Here is a 20173-nt window from a genome sequence, read left to right as displayed (position 1 = left end):
TTTTATGAGCAGTCGTATTCAACAGGGAAGCTTGAGCATTGATAGCACCCTCTACCAATTAATTAATGAGCAGGTCATTCCTGGAACAGGCATTGTCGCAGAGGACTTTTGGCAATCTTTCGCAGCCATCCTTAAAGACCTGGCACCAAAGAACCGTGCTTTGCTTATCAAGCGTGAAGATCTTCAACATCAGATTGATGTTTGGCACCAAGAGCGTGCTGGTCAAACACTGGATGCAGCAGAGTATAAACAGTTCTTACAGCAGATTGGCTACCTTGTACCAGAGGGCGAAGACTTCCAAGTGACCACCGCAAGCGTAGAGCCTGAAATCGCAACACAAGCTGGGCCGCAGCTTGTGGTGCCTATCATGAACGCGCGATTTGCACTTAACGCAGCAAACGCGCGCTGGGGCAGTCTATACGATGCGCTTTACGGCACCGATGTGATCAGCGAAAGCGACGGGGCAGAGAAAGGTGGAAGCTTTAACCCTGTTCGTGGCGCTAAAGTAGTGAGCTATGCTCGCGGCTTCCTTGATGACGCCGCACCGCTGAATGGTGTTTCTCATAAAGACGTGACCAAATACAGCATCAGCAATGTGAGCATTGGCAACACGCTCACAGCAACTCTAGATAATGGCGAAGAAGTCACGCTAATTGATCGCAACCAGTTTATTGGTTATCAAGGAGACGCAAGCGCGCCTTCTTGTATCCTGCTTAAACACAACAATCTTCATATCGAAATTCAAATCGACCCGAGCGCGCCAATTGGTAGCGTTGATGTTGCGGGCATTAAAGATGTGTTGGTGGAATCGGCACTGACCACGATTATGGATTGCGAAGATTCTGTCGCTGCGGTTGACGGTGAAGACAAAGCATTGGCTTACCGCAACTGGTTAGGCTTAATGAAGGGCGACCTGCAAGAGTCGCTAGAGAAAAACGGTAAAACCATAGTTCGTAACCTGAACCCCGATCGTCAATACACAAGTGTGACGGGTGGTGAAATCTCGCTTAAAGGTCGCAGCATGTTGTTCATACGCAACGTGGGCCACCTAATGACTAACCCTGCGATTATTGATGCCGAAGGTAATGAAGTGCCTGAAGGTATCATGGATGGCATGGTGACATCGCTTATCGCTATGCACGATTTAAAGGGTAATAGCCCGTACCAAAACTCGACTGCGAACAGCATCAATATTGTAAAACCTAAGATGCATGGCCCGGAAGAAGTGGCTTTTACTAATGAGTTGTTTGGTCGCATTGAGGATGCACTAGGTTTAGACCGCTTCACGATTAAAGTCGGCATTATGGATGAAGAGCGCCGTACCTCTGTGAACTTGAAAGAGTGTATTCGCGCAGCCAAAGACCGTGTCGTGTTTATCAACACAGGTTTCCTAGACCGAACGGGTGATGAGATCCACACCAGTATGGAAGCGGGTCCTTTTGCTCCTAAAACACAGCTGAAAACCATGACATGGATTGGCGCGTACGAAGATCAAAACGTTGATCTTGGCTTAGCTTGTGGCCTGCAAGGTAAAGCCCAGATTGGTAAAGGTATGTGGCCAGAGCCAGATAACATGGCCAAGATGATGGACGCGAAAATTGGACACCCACAAGCTGGTGCGAATACTGCTTGGGTTCCTTCTCCAACTGCGGCGACTCTGCATGCCTTGCACTATCACAAGGTGAGTGTTCCTAGCCGTCAGAAAGAGCTTCGTGAGCGTGTGAGAGCCAATGTTGACGATATTCTTACTATCCCGTTGCTAGGCAATCAAAAGCTGACAGCTCAAGATATCCAAAATGAACTGGACAACAACACGCAAGGTATTCTTGGTTACGTAGTTCGTTGGATTGACCAAGGTGTAGGTTGTTCGAAAGTGCCTGATATTAATGATGTAGGGTTAATGGAAGACCGTGCAACGCTGCGTATTTCAAGCCAACATATCGCTAACTGGTTACGCCACGGTATTTGCGAGGAAGCCCAAGTAATGAAAACCATGAAGCGCATGGCAGCTGTGGTTGATGAGCAAAATGCTGGGGATCCAAGCTACCAAAACATGGCGCCTGATTTCGAAAACAGCATTGCATTTTCAGCAGCGTGTCAGTTGGTCTTTGAAGGCTGTGCTCAGCCGAGTGGTTATACTGAGCCAGTGTTACACGCGATGCGTCTAAAGCTGAAAGCGCAGAGTGCTTGAGTCGGAAAGTGCTGAGTCGCAGATAAGCGAAAGCACAAAAAGCCTAAATCACTGAAATAGCAAAGTGATCTAATAATAAAAATAGAGAAAGAAAAAATACTAAAAAAAGAAACCCCCTTTAACCGAGCCCAAGGTGCCGCGCTTTATAGCGCGGCTTTTTTTTAGCTGTTAGTTAGTGCGAGGGTCTGAGATTAGATGCGGAATCAGAGGTTAGAAATGAAAAACAGTTATCTTATCTATCATCAAACCTAATTTTCGCCAAAACCTTAGTTCCCATCGAAGCTTAGTTGCCACCGAAGCATAGATACTTAATATCCATGTACTCATCGATGCCTTCTTTAGCGCCTTCACGGCCAATGCCTGACTGTTTCACACCACCGAAAGGTGCAACCTCAGTTGAGATCATGCCGTCATTAATACCAACCATACCGTATTCAAGAGCTTCTGCTACCTTCCACACTCGGTGGATATTCTGACTGTAGAAGTAAGACGCCAAGCCATAAATGGTATCGTTCGCCATTTCGATCAGCTCTTCATCACTGTCGAACTTCATAACTGGAGCGACAGGGCCAAAGATCTCTTGTTGAACGATGTCCATATCATGCTTCACGTCCTTAAGAATGACAGGCTGAATGAACAAGCCTGCAAGCTCTTGAGTTGGGGTGACAGGCTGTGCGCCTTGTTCAATGGCGCGGTCAATCAAACCTTGGATGTTCTGCTTCGCTCTTTCGCTGATCACAGGGCCAATGTTGACGCCCGCGTCTAAGCCGTTGCCAATTTTAAGTTGCTGTACCGCTTGGTCGAATTTAGCCACAAACTCGTCGTGCACCTTGCTGTGAATATAGAATCGGTTAGCGCAAACACAGGTTTGGCCTGCATTACGGAATTTCGAAGCCATTGCCCCTTGGACCGCAGCATCGATATCGGCATCGTCAAATACGATAAACGGAGCATTACCGCCAAGTTCCATCGAGGTGCGTTTGATACCTTTTGCCGCTTGAGCCATCAAGATACTGCCGACGCGAGTAGAACCAGTAAAAGAGATCTTCTTGATTAATGGATGTGATGTGAATAACTCACCAATCTGTTCTGGGCTGTCACCCAGCACGACTTGAAGCAGGTCTTTAGGAACACCCGCTTGGTAAGCCAGTTCAACAACAGCAAACGCAGAAAGTGGCGTTTCGTCAGAAGGCTTCACAATAAAACTACACCCAGCCGCTAGAGCAGGCGCGGCCTTACGGGTGATCATCGCAATTGGGAAGTTCCACGGTGTGATGGCACATGCAACGCCAATTGGCTGCTTGATTGTCACTAAACGCTTATCCCCAGCGGTACTTGGAATCGAGTCACCATAAGTGCGCTTGGCTTCTTCGGCGAACCATTCGATAAAGCTTGCACCGTAAACGACTTCGCCTGCAGCTTCTGCCAATGGCTTGCCTTGTTCAATCGTCATTAAGTGAGCAAGGTCATCCTTGTTTTCAAGGATCAGTTGATGCCAAGCCTTCAGTATCGCAGCACGAGATTTAGCTGGAATTTTCGCCCACTCTTTCTGCGCAATATGAGATCGATCGATAGCACTGTCCAATTCCTCCTCAGATGAGATAGGCGCATGCCCAATAAGTTCACCTGTTGCTGGATTGCTCACGGCAACCGCGTTATTCGCTTCTGTCACCATAAAAGAGAGTAAGCGCTGGTTATTAATTTCTAGCATGTGATTCCTTCTCGATGATTACTTAACACGTGTTGGTACTGTTATTGAGTTGATGTCTATGGCAGTGCTGATGATTCGCTTTAGCCTACCAAGGTTATTCTTGCGCCCAGTTGTCTGCTTCTATCTTCGCCAATGCTTTCGCGGCTTTTTGTAGAGCAGGTAGGAACTTGATCGCCTCGTCCGGCTTTACTCGAATCACAGGTGCTTGAATTGCTAAGCCGAGATTAGATTGGCCCGTTGGCGATGGAATGAGCACCGCAATACACACCAAACCCGGCAGAAACTCTTCGTCATCAATCGCAAAGCCTTGGATCTTCGCTTCTTCGATGTCTTGCTCTAATACTGAGTAGTCGGTGATGGTTTTGACTGTGTACTGAGTCAGTGGCACGTTTTCGATCAGTCTTCTGCGTTGTGATTTCGACATGTGAGCCAAAAACAGTTTGCCTGTCGCTGAACAGTGAACAGGAACGCGAGAGCCGGGTTGCAGGTGGAAGCGAAGTGGTGCTTCGGTTTCTGCACGGTCAAGGTAGATGATCTCACCGCTCGATAGTGCGGTTAGGTTGCAGCTTTCGCCGACTTCTGCTCGAAGGTTTTCAAGAATAGTACGTCGTGCACTATGCATGGTGCTGTTGAACAGTAGGTTTTCAGCCAACTTTCTGAGTCGAATGCCAGAGCTGTAATGCTTTTCATCACCGTCTCTTTGAATGATGCCTGCGGATTCTAATTGTTGCAGCATGCGGTGCAGAGTGGGTTTCGGTAGTCCTGTTTCTTCAACGAGCCCTTGAAGGGAAATAAACTCGTCTTTTTGCGCTATCACCTCTAATAGTGCAAAAAGTCGGAGAGTGGGCGTATCTCCTTGAACTTGTGGTGTTTCTGTTTGCATACAGTGATTCATCCTTGCGATATGTCTATGTGTAAGAGTGTACATACCAAATCAATATTCTTCAATTATCTGAATAAAATTTGACCTTTTTTATTATTTCAATAATATAAACATAAATTGTGGAACAATTAATCTCAATAAATGGAATTTTAAGATGAAAGCAATTGAACGGATTATTGATAAGGCGCACTTAGATCGTAAGCGTGTGGTTTTGAGCGAAGCGGAAGACCCCCGTGTACTGAAAGCGGCGCGATTAGCGATAGATAAACAGCTCGCTTATATCACGCTGGTGGGCGACGAAAAGGCGATTATCGAAGCCGCTCAGTTGCATCATATTAACCTCGCGGGCATTCATATTGTTTCACCACAAACATCAGCACTTAAAGCTGTGTTGGCTGAACGACTGTATGAGTTAAGAAAAGCCAAAGGCATGAGTTATGAAGATGCCTTGGAGAAGGTTAAAGACCCACTGATTTTTGCCAACTTGATGGTAAGAGAAGGGCTGGTCGACGGCACGGTCAATGGCGCGGTTTATACCACGTCAGATGTGGTGCGAGCTGCGCTACAGATCATTGGGCCAGCACCAGACAGTGAATTGGTATCGAGTTTCTTTTTAATGATGTTGTGCGAGCCTTTCCATAACCTTAAAGGCGGCATGATTTTCAGTGATTGTGGCTTGGTGATTAACCCCAATGAAACTGAACTTGCATCAATTGCAGTGGCGGCATCAAACAGTGCACAAACGCTGTTGATGGAAGAACCGAAGGTGGCGATGTTGTCGTTTTCTACTAATGGCAGTGCCAAACATGAATCGGTTGATAAGGTGCGTAATGCCGCCCAGTTAGTGAAGCAGCGTTGCCCGGGAATTGCGGTTGATCAGGACGTTCAACTCGACGCGGCGATTGTCACTGAAATAGCAGCGAAAAAATTGCCCGATTCCGAGGTTAAGGGCGAATCGAACGTGTTGATATTCCCCAACTTAGAAGCAGGCAATATCGGTTATAAGCTTGCTGAAAGGTTAGGTGGCGCGGTCGCAATTGGTCCGTTGTTGCAAGGGCTGAATCAACCTGCCAATGACTTATCCAGAGGGTGCAGTGCCGAAGATATCTTCAATGTAATCGCGGTGACTGCCGTGCAAGCACAACAATGTAAAACGGCAAATACAACGACGGATGTTGAAGCTGATGCTCAAGAAGCTCCAGAAGATCAAAAAGCTGAAGAAAGAGAAGAATCAGAATTTGAGTTTAGATACTAAGGATCACACTTAAAGCTCGCACTCATACTAAGTAAAAACACCTAATTAGGATTGCTAATGGAGTTACCTGTTTTACTCGCTATTCTTGCCACCATTGCGGTGGGTACTTATTTCCAAACCGTCACGGGGTTTGGGCTTGGCATTATCGTGATTGGTCTTACGGTCAGTCTTAATCTGGTTTCGTTGCCGGTGATTGCTGCCGTGGTTAGTATTGTGACCTTGTTTAATTGTTTGGTCGCGTTGATGGGCAAGCCACTGCTTGGGGAACTCAAAATTCTGGTGGTGTTAGTGATCGGTATAATCCCCGGCGTGTCGTTGGGTGTGTTTTTACTGGACGAGTTGAGCGAGTCGGCAACGCATATCCTGAGAGGATTATTGGGGGCAATGGTGTTATTCGCAGGTCTGAGCTTTATGTTCAAACCTAAAACCAGAAAAGACCGTTCGGCAACCGTATCTTTCTTGTTGTCTGGTTTTAGTTCTGGCCTAGCGGGCGGGTTGTTTGGGATGGCGGGTCCACCGATTGTTTATCACCTCTATCGACAGCCTTTTACGCTCGACTTGGTGCGAAGCACATTGCTGATGGTGTTCGCTTGTACGTCGATGTCCCGTACCGTCAATGTCTACGCGGCAGGTGCCATGGAAGCAAGCATACTGTGGTTGTCTGCGATTGCAGTTCCCTTGGTGGCGCTTGTGACTATGTGTGCTCGGCGCTTCCCGCCGCCATTGTCGAATGACCAACTCAGGAAGTTAGTATTTATGGTGCTGATGTTGATTGGTGGGTATTTGATGGCTGTTTCTGCGTGGTCGTTGCTTGGCTCTTCCTAAACCATTTTCGACAAAGGAGGCTAGTGATTCGCTAGCCTAAGCCTCCCATGTTTAAACACGCTTTAGCATCTCAAAGATGCTCCTAGATAACCCAAACAGGCAGCTTTCCTGTACATCTAAAGTAATGTTACTGCGGTAGTACGGGCTCAAATCTACTCCCATTCCCACGCCATGAATCTCAATAACGTTTTTGGTCGACTCACGCTCAATCACTTGTTTGAGATGGTTATCCAAATAGAACTGATCATTGGCTGTGCTGGTGGCGGTATCCATCGGGCAGCCGTCTGAGAACACAATCAACACCTTTCGCTGTGCGCTATGTTGCTGCAAGCGCTGGCTAGCGAACTGAACCGCTTCGCCATCAATCCCTTCTTTAAAGATGTCTGCTTTTCGAAGGCTAGCAATGCCAAGGCGAGAGCGTCTCCAATGGGTATCAAAATCCTTAAACACAATGTGTCGAATCTCGTTTAAACGACCTGGGTGTTTCGGTTGACCTTGTTTGAGCCACTGTCGATAGACCTTGCCACCATTCCAGTTGTTGGTGGTGAAGCCGATAATCTCGAAAGGGATATTGGCGAGTCCAACGGATTTGAGAATCGTATCCATCAGTAGACTCAGTTTGTGACTGTGTTTTTGCATTGAACCTGAGCAATCCATCAAAAAAGTGATGGCACATTGATGGGATGCGCCAATATCTGGCTGATAAAAGACAGCACGATCCAGCGGTGAAGTGATGAGCTTGGTGATAGTGGTGGCGTTAACAATGCCTTCTTCTAAATGATCCTGACGTCGGTTACTTTGGGGCGTCGCAACAAAGCTGGTGAGCATAGCGGCTAAACGGCGAGTGTTCACTTGTCTCGCCATAATGTCATCGGTGAGTTTTTGCCTCAGTTCGAGTAACAGGGTGCGCCTGACGAGTTTGTCTGCGGCGATCACTTGGTCAAATTCTGAATTAAAGACCTGATAATTAGCGCCCGACAGTTCAAATACCTTGCTGCTGCCTGTTATGTCGGTATCGACGTCTTCATCTTGAATGTCGCCATCAACGATAAGAGCCAGCTGAGCAAGGATCTTGATGTCTTCTTCAAACGTTGGTGTCGCTGAGTTATTACTCTCTTGTTCTTGGTTGATGAGCTCTTGTGCTAAAGAGGCGAGTTCATTGGCGCAGTGAGCAAACTGTCGTTGGTCGGCTCGATGTTCCTTCAAGCGCTTCAGGCTGTTTCCGAAAATAGGCACGATGCCCGCACGAGTTGATTCAATGGTTTCAGCAATCGGCTCAGAGACTGGGACACCGGTTAAGCGGGTGTGGATGACCTGCATCAGAGTGAACAGTAACATCCCTATTCGTGACTCAGTAAAGCCATTTTGATGGTACTGATCGCTCCAATACGCAAAGTTGAACTGAATGCTCTTAGTCACGCCTTTTAGGTAAGACGGGACTTGTGACTCGATTCGTACTTGTTCACAAAAATCATATAACAGACGTTCGACTTCGTTTTTGGGTCGCAATGAACAGTGAAGATCAGAGTCTGACAACAAGAGTCGCAGCGCCGATGAATCGATCTTGCCTTGCATTGAGAGCTTGCTGTTTGTCAGCTCGTGGCGAGACACAAAGGTGAGATCGTTGGTGTGTGCAGACTGATAATAGCAGGGGCTATTGCCGTTATAGAGACGCTCGCCCCGATAATTTAGGTTCAATTCACCACTGATCGCTCTAGCGACAGACACACCAAGGTCGAGGATCTTTTTCTGCTGAGAAGAAACATTGGCCATGGTTTACGACTCCGACTGCGCATAACTCTGAGTAGGCGTTTCTAGGGCCTCACCAAAACAGCGGAAGTAATATTCGCTTACCAACTCTTTCTCTTCATCTTCACAACGGTTTAGGAATGAAAGCCTAAATGCCGTGGCTACGTTATCGAATATTCGGATATTTTCAGCCCATGTGAGCACGGTTCTCGGAGACATTACCGTCGACAGATCACCCGCTCTAAAACCATTTCGCGTTAAACCAGCGGTTGCGATCATTTTCTCAACTAACTGCTGACCACTTTCATTGTTCAGCTCTGGGCGCTTGGATAACACGATCTTGGTTTCATGTTGTGGATCTAAATAGTTAAGCGTGGCGATGATGTTCCATCGGTCAAGTTGGCTATGGTTAAGTACCTGAGTACCGGAATACAAACCTGAGAAATTACCCAACCCCAGCGTGTTACAGGTAGCAAATAGGCGAAAAGAAGGGTGAGGCGTGATCACTCGGTTTTGCTCTAAAGAGGTGTATTTGCCGTCTTGCTCTAAGAGTTGCTGGATCACAAACATCACATCTGGTCGTCCTGCATCGTATTCGTCTAATACCAGAGCGATGGGTTGCTGGATGCTTTGTGGAAGAATGCCTTCTTTAAACTCTGTCACCTGCATTCCATCTTTAATAACGATGCTGTCCTTTCCTATGAAATCCAAGCGGCTTAAGTGCCCGTCTAGGTTGATCCTCAAACACGGCCAATTCAATCTCGCGGCAATTTGCTCAATGTGGGAAGACTTGCCCGTTCCGTGTGTACCTTGTATTAACGTGCGGCGATTAGAGGTGAAACCCGCCAATATCGCTAGTGTTACTTCAGGATCAAAACAGTAGTTAGGATCGACCTTGGGTACATACTCTCCCGCATGTTGAAACGCCAATACGGTTAGGTTGCTGTCGATGCCAAAACACTCTCTCACACTTACTGGTTGCGTTGGTATCAATTCCGCATCATTCATTTTTCTTCCCTCTTAATAGCTTCCATGACTGCCGCGATGGGCCATATGTCATCGATTATTAACAGCTCACTCTAAGTTAACGGCATTTTTTGTACGAAAAACTATCAATAATGTGATCCAGTTTTATTAATTAGAATGAATTGTTCCAATTTAATATAAAAAGTTGACGCGCAAAAAATCTACTACTAAGGTGAAATTGAATTCGAAAAAGAGACAATTCATTCCGAAAAATGAAATTTTGGTTAACTCAAGGAGAATGGAAGAATGAGTGAGCAAGAAAAACGTACGGTTGTTTCCGGCACAGTAACAATGACACCATCAGAAGCGTTCGTTGAAACTATGGTTGCTAATGATGTTACCGACATGTTCGGCATCATGGGGTCAGCATTTATGGACGCAATGGATATCTTTGCTCCTGCTGGCATTCGATTGGTCCCAGTGGTACACGAGCAAGGTGCTGCTCACATGGCAGATGGTTACTCTCGTGTATCTGGTCGCCACGGTGTGGTTATCGGGCAGAATGGTCCGGGTATCAGTAACTGTGTAACTGCGATTGCAGCGGCATTCTGGGCACACAGCCCGGTCGTGATTGTGACGCCAGAGACTGGTACTAAAACAATGGGCTTAGGTGGTTTCCAAGAGTGTAACCAACTTCCAATGTTCCAAGAGTTTACTAAGTATCAAGGACACGTAACGCACCCAGACCGTATGGCGGAATACACGGGCCGATGCTTTGACCGCGCAATGAGCGAAATGGGTCCGACTCAACTGAATATCCCACGTGATTATTTCTACGGCGAAACTCAAACCGAGATCCCTAAGCCAGCGCGTTTAGACCGTGGCCCGGGTGGTGAGAAGTCTCTGAATGAAGCGGCAGACCTAATTGCTGAAGCGAAATTCCCAGTCATCATTTCTGGTGGCGGCGTGGTAATGGCTGATGCAGTTCAAGAGTGTGCGGCATTGGCAGAAAGACTAGGCGCACCCGTAGTAAACAGCTACCTACACAATGACTCTTTCCCTGCTAGCCACCCATTATGGTGTGGTCCTTTAGGCTACCAAGGTTCGAAAGCAGCAATGAAGTTGATGGCTCAAGCGGATGTGGTTATCGCATTAGGTACACGTCTAGGTCCATTCGGTACCTTGCCTCAACATGGCATGGATTACTGGCCGAAAGACGCGAAAATCATTCAGATCGATGCCGACAACAAGATGCTTGGTCTCGTTAAGAAGATCTCTGTTGGTATCTGTGGCGACGCAAAAGCAGCGGCTGTGGCATTAGCTGAAAGACTGGAAGGTCGTGCACTGTTGTGTGATGACAATAAAGGCGCTCGCCAAGACACAGTAGCAACAGAAAAAGCGTTGTGGGAGAAAGAGCTTGATGAGTGGACGCACGAACGTGACTCGTTCAGCTTGGATATGATTGAAGAAAATTCGCACGAGACTCCGTTCTCTGGTGGCGAATATCTACACCCACGCCAAGTACTGCGTGAACTAGAAAAAGCGATGCCAGAAGACGTTATGGTCTCAACGGATATCGGTAACATCAACTCGGTGGCAAATAGCTACTTACGCTTTGAAAAACCACGTAGCTTCTTCGCGGCAATGAGTTTCGGTAACTGTGGCTACGCGTTCCCAACCATCATTGGTGCGAAAGCGGCAGCACCTCATCGTCCGGCTATCTCTTATGCAGGCGATGGTGCGTGGGGCATGAGCTTGATGGAGACCATGACATGTGTTCGTCATAACATTCCAGTGACAGCCGTGGTGTTCCACAACCGTCAATGGGGTGCAGAGAAGAAGAACCAAGTCGACTTCTACAACCGACGTTTTGTTGCTGGTGAACTGGACAACCAAAGCTTTGCAGAAATCGCACGAGCAATGGGCGCTGAAGGTATCACGGTTGATAAGCTAGAAGATGTTGGCCCAACTCTACAGAAAGCCATCGACATGCAAATGAACGAAGGCAAAACAACCATCATTGAAATCATGTGTACTCAGGAATTGGGCGACCCGTTCCGCCGAGATGCACTATCAACGCCGGTTCGTTTCCTAGATAAGTACAAAGACTACGTATAAGTCATAGGAAGTTTGCCCGACCAAAGCAGTCTCGTGAATGCTAGATAAAGAGTTATCGAGAATGTGGTCGGGCAAACAAATTAAGCTCTAACACTAGCCATTAATTTTAAATTAGATGATGAAACAAAATGGTTTAGCGGCCGAGTGGTTTTTAAAGATTCTTAATAGTGCTGTTATCTAAGTATTGGGTCATATATTTTTATTATTTCGCTCTAAATATTAGAGCCCTAATGAAATAACTAAGGTGAATAGGTGCTCGGTTTCATTAATAGAGACTTATCAATAATTATTATGAGTTGCTTTTAAATAGTAATTACCGATAAGTCGATAGAGTTATTAGACTTTAGTCTGTGTATTTTATTACATGTCAGTTTTTAACGAATAAATTTTAATCTAGTTATTTATATTGTCGAGTGGTTGGAACCAAATATGAACAATAAACGTTATATCAGCACACTCGGAGAACTGTATAAAATAATTGATTCATTAATGGCTGAATGCAGTGACCAACGTGGTTTGATGTATAACGTGTGTGATTATGAAAATAATAATCTAATGCCAAGTTTAGGCCGTTCCAATCGTAAGAACATACGCCGTGTCGAACAAGAGTTGCTTTCAACAGTGAGAGTTTACGGTGGTCACTCGCTGAGCTCACACGACATAAATGACTGGTTATTGATGTGTTTAGCCAAGAAGCAGGGCTTTCCCACCCGTTTACTGGAATGGACCGATAACCTGTTAAATGCGCTTTGGTCGGTGTGTCACTGCCAAAGTAAAGACTGCATAAACATAATTAAAGCTATTGATTATCAGCGGGTTAGTGTTTTTCGTTCGCCGTATGATCTCAACAAAACTCAGATATTTAATGTGGCGGATTGCGATAAGCAAGAGCCACGTAAGGACAAGTGGTATTCCATTCACCCATTTAAGGAAGGTGGCAATGATGCCATTCAGCCTTTGTACGATGAGAAAGAATATTCAAACGGTCTAGTATCCGTTCATATTCTTCCATCAGTGAAAGTAAACCTAATAAAGGAGTTAATATCCATGAACGTTTTAAATGAACCGACAGAGTATGTCGAAGAGAAACTAACGGATTTAAAAAACGAAGCACATGTAGATAACAACCAAGTCATAAATAAAGGTGACGGCAATATCGAATTGCAAGTTAATACTCATGATCGTCAACTTGAACAGTATGGTCGAAAGTATCATCAAGACTTTGATTTCGACTAAAGGCTAACATGTTCTAATTTAATTATACCTCTTATATCGTGAGTGAAAAGTTGAGTAAATAAAATTAGAACACTAATTAATTTATAAAAAGATGAAATCTGTGAGCTTAGAGATTGTTTATAACCTAACTCGAAGTTAGAGTGATGAACCTTGTTATCAAGTTGTTAAATTTTCACAGATCTAGTTTAAACACTCTAATAAAAAAGTGGCGCAAAGCTACTGAAATTTAAACCAATAACGAAAACATAAAGGATTCTGGAATATGAATATGCAAACCAATGCAGCGACGTTCGTGCTGGAAAACCAAGTCGACACCGCCTTTTTACAGTCTTTTAGTGATGCGTGGAATAACCATGATATTGAAGCGCTGATGTCTTTCATGACAGAAGACTGTGTATTCCACACGGTGGCAGGAGAAGGCTTGCTTGGAAACACTATCGAAGGGTACGAAGCGGTTCGAAATAGCTTTGAATTGGTTTGGCAGAACTTTCCAGATGCGGCTTGGAGCGACCCTGTCCACTTTGTGTGCGGTGACCGCGCTGTGAGTGAATCAACGTTTTCTGCGACGAACCCAGATGGCAGCGTCATCGAAGCTCGCATGGTCGACGTGTTTACCCTGAAAGATGGAAAAATCAGCGTAAAAAATGCCTTCCGTAAAACACGACCTCTTTTGACTCCTAACAACACTCCCAATAGCTAGACACGAAACCACAACCCGTTCACGTGTTATGACTAGGAGAGTCGAATTATGAGTTTAGTAATGGAACAACCGGCAGCCGATGTGCCGCCAAAGGTGAAAAGCACCCAAGCAAAAGAAAGTACCCAAGCAAAAGATAAATACGATCCAAAATACGACCCACTTAAAGACAAGAGCCCAGGTCACGGTAAGGAATATGCCCCGACTTATTGGGTAGATACTGCAGGCGCGCCACCTGAAGATGATGGCCCAATCACGTCAGACATGGATGTCGATGTGGCCATTATCGGTTCAGGCTACACAGGCCTAAGTACCGCGATACACCTTGCTGAAATGTACGGCATTAAAGCAACGGTGATTGAAGCTAACCGTATGAGTTGGGGCTGCAGTACCCGAAATGGTGGTCAAGCACAGTGTGCTTCTGGGCGTTTGAAGCGTTCTCAGTGGATTGAACGCTGGGGTCTAGAAACGGCGCTAAAAATGCACCGCGAGTGTGTGGATGGCATGGAAACGTTCAAGTCACTGATCAAAGACATCGATTGTGACCCGCAGCCGGGCGGTCACCTATATGTGGCTCACCGTCCAAAAGTGATGGCAACGCTTGAGAAAGAAGCCAAGTTGCTGCGTGACACGTTCGATTACGATGCGCAGATCTTAGATGCGGAAACCGTAAAGCGTGATTATGTTGGCGACCAAGAAGCGGCAGGCGCGATGCATGAACCCGAAGGGATTGGTATTCATGCAGGGAAACTGGCGTTTGGTTACCTAAGAAAGGCGCGAGCACTCGGCGTTAAAGTTCACCCATCTAGCCCAGTTATGGGTTGGGAAACTCGTGGCGGTGTGCATTATCTGAAAACGCCAGGTGGTGTTGTGAAGGCGCGTTCTGTCGGTGTTTGTACGGGTGGGTATACTAGCCAAGGTTTGCATTCCGAGCTTAAGAATCGCCTATTACCAGTGCTTTCGAACTCGATGGTGACACGTCCGTTAACTCAAGACGAAATCGCCGCATGTAACTTCAAAACCAATCAGGTGATTACTGATACTCGAATTCTGCGCCACTACTACCGTTTGTTACCGGATAACCGAGTGCAGATTGGTACACGCAGTGCCATCAGTGGCAAGAACGCACCTGAGAAGAAATATGAAGACATGTTGAGAGCGGATTTAACACGAAAATTCCCATCTCTCGACCAGATCCAAATTGATTATTCATGGTGGGGCTGGGTGGATGTCAGCCACGACATGATGCCGAGAATTTATCAGCCGAACCCGAAGCAATCCATCTTCTACGCGCTGGGATATGGCGGTAATGGTGTGATGTATTCCGCTCAAGCAGGTAAGCGCCTTGCTCAGTGGATAGCAGGCGAAGGTCACAAGCTCGACCTACCAATATTTGAATCAAAACTTCCGTTCCCCAACGTGAGGGAAGTGGTGGAATCAGAGATGTTTGCACCGTTTCGAAGAATGGGGCAGCGGTTCCTTTATCAGTGGTATTCGTTAAAGGATGAACGGCTGTAACTACCCGAACATTGTTTCCAAAATAGGGAAATAGAACTACGACCAGGAAAGTTGTACCAGGTCACCTTGTGAGCAAAGTACAGGCAGGAAGTCTGTATGATAGGAAAGGTTAAGACTATGAAATTGATTAAAAATAAAATTATTGCTGGTGTCACTATTGTAGCAACAGCGGTGCTATCTCATACCGCGGCAGCAGCGAATTTTAAAATGGCTATCGGCGATGCTGCTGGTGGTACGCAGTGGGAACTAGCGACCTCATTCTCTGAGCTGATGGAGCAAAAAACAGACGGTAAAGTGAAAATCGATCTGTTCCCGAACGGCCAATTAGGCAATGAGCAAGACACCGTAAATGATGCGGCAATTGGTCTTCTCGACTTCTCTGTACTGGCGATCAACAACGTGACGCCTTTCTCTCCAACTGTTGGTCTATTGACCATGCCTTACGTGATTCAAAGCGCAGAAGAAGCAGTGCTACTGACTCAAGGCCAAGTAGGCCAAGACTTAGTCGATAACACGATTCGTGACGCTGGTGTTCGCATCGTAGGTTGGGCTTATTCTGGCTTTAGGGTTTTGACTAACTCGAAAAAGCCTGTTGCTTCACCAGAAGATCTAAAAGGGCTCGTGATTCGTGTTCCTCGTAACGAAATCATGATTGCGTCTTATCAAGCATGGGGTGTCAACCCAACGCCAATGGCATGGTCTGAGACTTTCACTGGCCTGCAACAAGGCGTGGTAGATGGACAAGATAACCCTTACATCACAGTCCACGCGATGAAGTTTAACGAAGTACAAAAGTACGTGACCAACATTCGCTACATTTTCTCTCTAGAACCTCTAATCGTGAGTGAAACGGTCTTCCAACAACAGACTCCTGAAATGCAAAAGATCATTCTTGAAGCTGGTCAGGAAGCGACAGAGCACAGCTTTGCTTATCTAGAAAATACGGAAAACAAGATTCGCGAAGAGCTACAAGCGAAAGGCATGGTATTCACCGACCCAGCAGACAACGAGCAAGAGTGGATCAGCAAGGTGACTAAGTCAGTTTGGCCTAAGTTCTACTCAAGCATTGGGGGCAAAGACAAGCTAGACGACGTTCTTGAGTTACTAGGTAGAAAGTAACGATTAGATTCGCCCTATCTGCTGTTCTCCGCTACTTAATCACCTAGCGATAGAACAGTGAGATAGGGCATTTACATGGCTGTACTCGTTGATCTGTTCTGTACCTGATCTTTTTAGGACCGTGAGCGACTGGTTGTCATGTGGAAATCAACATTGGAGGTTATATGTCAGTCGCTAAAACAATAAAAAAGCACCTAAACAACATTGAGGAATATACATGTTGTCTGCTGCTCGCAAGCTTTGTCCTACTGCTGTTCACACAAATCCTTACTCGCCAGTTCTTTGATTACTCTATCCCTTGGGGGGATGAGGTCGCTACTTACATGTTCGTTTGGTTTGCCTATCTAGGGGCTGTTGTTGCGGCCAAGATGTCGGCGCACAACCGAGTGAGCTTTCACTTTAAATTCTTTCCGCCAATCGTGCAGACCGTGAGTGAAACCATCGCTGACTTCTTATGGCTCTGTTTCAACGGCTACTTCGTTTACCTCAGCTACGACTTCGTGTTCAACAAAATGAATCTGTTTTGGAAGTCTCAAACCACAGGTATCCCGATGAAGTACTTCTACATGATTTTACCTATCGCGTTTTCACTGATGATGATTCGAATTATCTGGAACAACTATGAGCGTCTATTCAAAGGCGCAACCAACGAAGATCCAGAAGTCAAAGAGCTGCGCAAAATGACGGCACAAAAGTCAGCGCAATAGTCATCACAGAGAATAGTCGTAATAGAGAGATGTAATAATGGAATCCTATTTAACTCTAATTTTATTTGGTGGCTTTTTAACGCTGTTAATTCTGGGCGCACCAATCACAGTATCACTGGCCGGCGCTTCGATGGCGGCCTATATGTTGCTCGACAAAAATCCCATCGCTTTAGTACAAATCGCGTTTACCTCGGTGGGTAACTTCCCGTTAATGGCCCTGCCAGCTTTTGTTCTTGCGGGCGCATTAATGGAGGCGGCGGGTATCTCCAAACGTCTGGTGGATATCGCCGAAAGCTTAGCGGGGCCGGTAACTGGCGGCCTTGGCGCAGCAACGGTAATGGCGTGTCTTTTCTTTGGTGCTATCTCGGGTTCAGGCCCAGCAACCACCGCCGCGGTAGGCATGTTAATGGTGCCTGCGATGGTGAAGCGTGACTACGATAAGAGCTACGCCTCGGCAGTGACGGCTGCATCCGGAGGCTTGGGCATTATCATCCCGCCCTCCATTCCTTTGGTTATCTTTGGTATCTCGGCAATGGGCTTAATGGCGCCACCAGAAGCCATTGCTCAACACGGCCAGTTTGCTTCTTTGTCGATTCCGAAACTGTTTGTCGCTGGGGTCGTACCGGGCTTCATCATGGCATCGACGCTGGTGGTAACCAACTACTTCATAGCTAAGCGAGAAGGCTATAAAGGGCTGACCGAAACGTGGTCGTTTGGCGATGTAAGGCATTACTTACGCCGCGGTTTATGGTCAATATTGGCGCCGTTCTTGATTCTTGGCGGTATTTACAGCGGCATGTTTACACCAACAGAATCCGCAGTTGTAGCGATATTCTATTCGTTGTTTGTTGGGCTTTTCATTCACCGTGAGCTGTCGTTCAAAAGCGTGATGAAATCTCTGTCGACTACGACATGGATCACCGGACGTGTGTTGTTGATACTCTTTGCCGCTACCGTGTTCGGACGCTTGTTGATTGAACAAAAGATCCCAGTAGTGGTGGCTGAATCACTACTCAGCTTCACCGATAACATGTACATGGTATGGGCGCTAACCATTACCTTGTTGTTGTTCATCGGCATGTTCATGGAAACCTTAGCGGCCATCATGATCATCGTGCCAGTGTTACTACCAATCATGTACATGCTGGGTGCTGATCCAACTCACGTGGGCATCGTGGTGGTGTGTACCTTATCGATAGGTTTTGCAACGCCGCCTCTTGGCGAGAATATCTTTGTCGCATCGGGAATAGGGGGCTCTACGGTTGAACAAATCACCGCGAAGATCCATCCCTTTGTTCTTGCTTCTGTTGTGGGCGTTTTCGTTATCGCTTTCTTCCCACAAATTACGCTTTGGCTACCGTCTTTAGTCGGCTATTAGGAGAGATAACCATGAATTTATCCAGAATCATCCTCATTGGTTGTGCCGTGTTTGCAGTGGTGAGTGGCATTAGTTTACGTGCCGAACACTCTGAAACAGAGAAAGAAGCCAAGCCTGTTAATGTGCTCGATATTTCTGAACCACATGTTGTTAGTAAGGCTGAAAGAAGAGCCAAAACCTTGCTTGCGAAGGCAGTGGTCCACGTTCAAAAAGAGGGTGACGATAGCGTTAAAGATTTCATTAGTGACCCTGAATATATCGATGGGGAGCTATATGTATTTGCGTTGGGCATCGATGGCCAATTCCTCGCCAGCGGCGGCTCGTCAATGGTGCTAGTAGGTGACAGTGTTTTAGATACGCAAGACGTTTACGGTAATCCTTTTTTCCGTGAAATGATCACCAAAGCAGTACACAACGGTTTTGGTGAGGTGAAGTATCACTGGACCAACCCGACCGACCGCATGGGTGAGCCGAAAACCACGTTCTTTGAGCGAGTAGGCGATGTGATTGTGGCTGTGGGTTATTACCCTGAGCGTTCGAGTGCGGCCGAGGCAAAGAGTTTACTCGCGAGAGCGATGACCGCGATAGTGGAGTCAGAACAAGAGAGCCTAACTGAGTTCAATGACGCAGAAGGCAGTTTTGTTGAAGGAGACTTATATGTGTTTGTGATGGATATGAGCTCTGGAAAACTGCTGGCGCATGGAGTCTCTCCTGAGCTAGTTGGGCGTTCGCACAACGAGATTCTAAGCCCGGACGACAAGCCAATTCTTACTGAGATGTTGAACCTTGCCAAAGAAAACGGCCGAGGTGTTTACACTTATCGTTGGTTGAATCCGCTGTCGAGTAAAGTTGAAACCAAGCACACTTATTACCGTGTTATTGACAATAAGCTAGTAGGGGTCGGTTATTACACAAATTCAAACAAGACGTAAAAGTGAGTATTCAATGATCGTAAGTCTATTTAAATTAATGGCTTACGACTCATTTAATCCCTGAAAATAGGAGTGTGTAAAAAAGCAATTTAGTAAAATTCACACTGTGAAATTTTTGTTGTGAAATTGTGACAAAAATACAAGTAGTATGAAAAACATGGAAACCACACAGTAAAGAACAATTTTGAAAAGGGTCAATTGGGATGTTTGACCTTAATGAAATTTAAAGCCGTACGAGGGATAGACTATGAATATGCTGACACTAGACAAAACAGAACTTCACAGAAACCATTCAACTTTTATTGCTGAAGCTGTCTTTGCCGTCGAAATGGTGAAAGCAGACAAGCAACTCGAAAAGCAGAAAATGGCGAAACAGTTGCTTGATACTCTATTCCCTCTCGAGTCGGGTTCTCACGAAGATGTAGTGAGCTACGAGATTGACTACCGACACGTTCAGGTTTACTTCAAAAACGGTGAACACACTGGTCTGAAACGCGCTAAACACTTTGTGGCTTACACAGGTGATAAGTCTAAACCTGCTTCAATCCTGTTCCGTGATGAGAGCGGTACACACGTTGAAGTGACAATCGGCGCTCGTAAAGGCACGGGTCACTTGGAATTGGTTGATATTGAAGATATTCAACTAGAGACGTGTACCACATTTGGTCAAACTGAGGCTAGTCGTTCTTCAGGAATCCGTCACTGGGTGAGCCTAGTGAAGGGCGATGAAAGTGGTCGACCGAATGCATCGAGTGAAGACAAAGAGTTCACAGCGAAAAATGGCGAAGACTACAACCTAGGTTTTTGCTTCGCGATTTAATGCTCTCTATAGCGATTTAATATCTTAGCGCTGCGATACGTGGCGCTAAAATCGCACTATCGATTTCT

General features: G+C 46.2%; 16 protein-coding genes. 12 read left to right on the top strand and 4 right to left on the bottom strand.

What is annotated here, in order from left to right; all coding sequences use genetic code 11:
- The first annotated feature begins 4 nt into the window (after positions 1 to 4).
- Complete coding sequence (locus L1D37_RS07020; RefSeq protein ID WP_086712804.1) at positions 5 to 2191, top strand: malate synthase G; 2187 nt, start codon at positions 5 to 7, stop codon at positions 2189 to 2191.
- Between the two features lie 283 nt (positions 2192 to 2474).
- Here the strand turns inward: L1D37_RS07020 and L1D37_RS07015 are convergent, their stop codons facing one another.
- Together L1D37_RS07015 and L1D37_RS07010 are read right to left on the bottom strand one after the other, a co-directional pair.
- Entirely contained in the window at positions 2475 to 3902 is a 1428-nt protein-coding gene (locus L1D37_RS07015) for an NAD-dependent succinate-semialdehyde dehydrogenase (protein WP_239847362.1), read from the bottom strand.
- Between the two features lie 94 nt (positions 3903 to 3996).
- Positions 3997 to 4785 carry an IclR family transcriptional regulator gene (locus L1D37_RS07010; protein WP_061038008.1) on the bottom strand — a complete coding sequence of 263 codons (789 nt, stop codon included), beginning with the start codon at positions 4783 to 4785 and terminating at the stop codon, positions 3997 to 3999.
- Between the two features lie 154 nt (positions 4786 to 4939).
- Here L1D37_RS07010 and pta point away from each other — a divergent pair, with 154 nt between their 5' ends.
- Together pta and L1D37_RS07000 are read left to right on the top strand one after the other, a co-directional pair.
- Positions 4940 to 6040, top strand: a complete 1101-nt coding sequence (pta, locus tag L1D37_RS07005) for a phosphate acetyltransferase (RefSeq protein WP_239847361.1) — start codon at positions 4940 to 4942, stop codon at positions 6038 to 6040.
- A gap of 57 nt (positions 6041 to 6097) precedes the next feature.
- The gene (locus L1D37_RS07000) at positions 6098 to 6865 is read left to right on the top strand and encodes a sulfite exporter TauE/SafE family protein (protein ID WP_239847360.1); all 768 of its coding nucleotides are present in this window, start codon (positions 6098 to 6100) and stop codon (positions 6863 to 6865) included.
- A gap of 51 nt (positions 6866 to 6916) precedes the next feature.
- Here L1D37_RS07000 and L1D37_RS06995 read toward each other — a convergent pair whose 3' ends face one another.
- Together L1D37_RS06995 and L1D37_RS06990 are read right to left on the bottom strand one after the other, a co-directional pair.
- Positions 6917 to 8638, bottom strand: a complete 1722-nt coding sequence (locus tag L1D37_RS06995) for a cobalamin biosynthesis protein CobT (protein ID WP_239847359.1) — start codon at positions 8636 to 8638, stop codon at positions 6917 to 6919.
- Positions 8639 to 8641: 3 nt separating this feature from the next.
- The gene (locus L1D37_RS06990) at positions 8642 to 9622 is read right to left on the bottom strand and encodes an AAA family ATPase (RefSeq protein ID WP_239847358.1); all 981 of its coding nucleotides are present in this window, start codon (positions 9620 to 9622) and stop codon (positions 8642 to 8644) included.
- Positions 9623 to 9886: 264 nt separating this feature from the next.
- Here L1D37_RS06990 and xsc point away from each other — a divergent pair, with 264 nt between their 5' ends.
- The 9 genes from xsc (at position 9887) to L1D37_RS06945 (ending at position 20105) form a co-directional block, all read left to right on the top strand.
- On the top strand, positions 9887 to 11698 hold the full coding sequence (gene xsc / locus L1D37_RS06985; protein WP_050643312.1) for a sulfoacetaldehyde acetyltransferase: 1812 nt from the start codon (positions 9887 to 9889) through the stop codon (positions 11696 to 11698).
- A 429-nt stretch (positions 11699 to 12127) separates the two neighbouring features.
- On the top strand, positions 12128 to 12934 hold the full coding sequence (locus L1D37_RS06980; RefSeq protein ID WP_239847357.1) for an FRG domain-containing protein: 807 nt from the start codon (positions 12128 to 12130) through the stop codon (positions 12932 to 12934).
- Positions 12935 to 13196: 262 nt separating this feature from the next.
- Entirely contained in the window at positions 13197 to 13634 is a 438-nt protein-coding gene (locus tag L1D37_RS06975; protein WP_123284846.1) for a nuclear transport factor 2 family protein, read from the top strand.
- A gap of 48 nt (positions 13635 to 13682) precedes the next feature.
- A complete protein-coding gene (locus L1D37_RS06970; RefSeq protein ID WP_239847356.1) occupies positions 13683 to 15149 on the top strand; it encodes an FAD-binding oxidoreductase in 1467 nt (488 codons plus the stop codon).
- Positions 15150 to 15266: 117 nt separating this feature from the next.
- The gene (locus tag L1D37_RS06965) at positions 15267 to 16268 is read left to right on the top strand and encodes a TRAP transporter substrate-binding protein (RefSeq protein ID WP_017059971.1); all 1002 of its coding nucleotides are present in this window, start codon (positions 15267 to 15269) and stop codon (positions 16266 to 16268) included.
- 164 nt (positions 16269 to 16432) lie between these two features.
- Entirely contained in the window at positions 16433 to 16975 is a 543-nt protein-coding gene (locus L1D37_RS06960) for a TRAP transporter small permease (protein WP_017064289.1), read from the top strand.
- Between the two features lie 37 nt (positions 16976 to 17012).
- Positions 17013 to 18353, top strand: coding sequence for a TRAP transporter large permease (locus L1D37_RS06955; protein WP_017057942.1), 1341 nt, complete (start codon positions 17013 to 17015; stop codon positions 18351 to 18353).
- Positions 18354 to 18364: 11 nt separating this feature from the next.
- The gene (locus tag L1D37_RS06950; protein WP_239847355.1) at positions 18365 to 19285 is read left to right on the top strand and encodes a cache domain-containing protein; all 921 of its coding nucleotides are present in this window, start codon (positions 18365 to 18367) and stop codon (positions 19283 to 19285) included.
- 247 nt (positions 19286 to 19532) lie between these two features.
- Positions 19533 to 20105 carry a hypothetical protein gene (locus L1D37_RS06945; RefSeq protein WP_123284843.1) on the top strand — a complete coding sequence of 191 codons (573 nt, stop codon included), beginning with the start codon at positions 19533 to 19535 and terminating at the stop codon, positions 20103 to 20105.
- Positions 20106 to 20173 lie beyond the last annotated feature (68 nt).

The sequence above is a fragment of the Vibrio sp. Isolate33 genome, assembly GCF_022397895.1.
GTDB lineage: Bacteria > Pseudomonadota > Gammaproteobacteria > Enterobacterales > Vibrionaceae > Vibrio > Vibrio pomeroyi.
The sequence above is the reverse complement of the archived record's forward strand: the minus strand, read 5'-3'. Positions and strand labels throughout refer to the sequence as shown.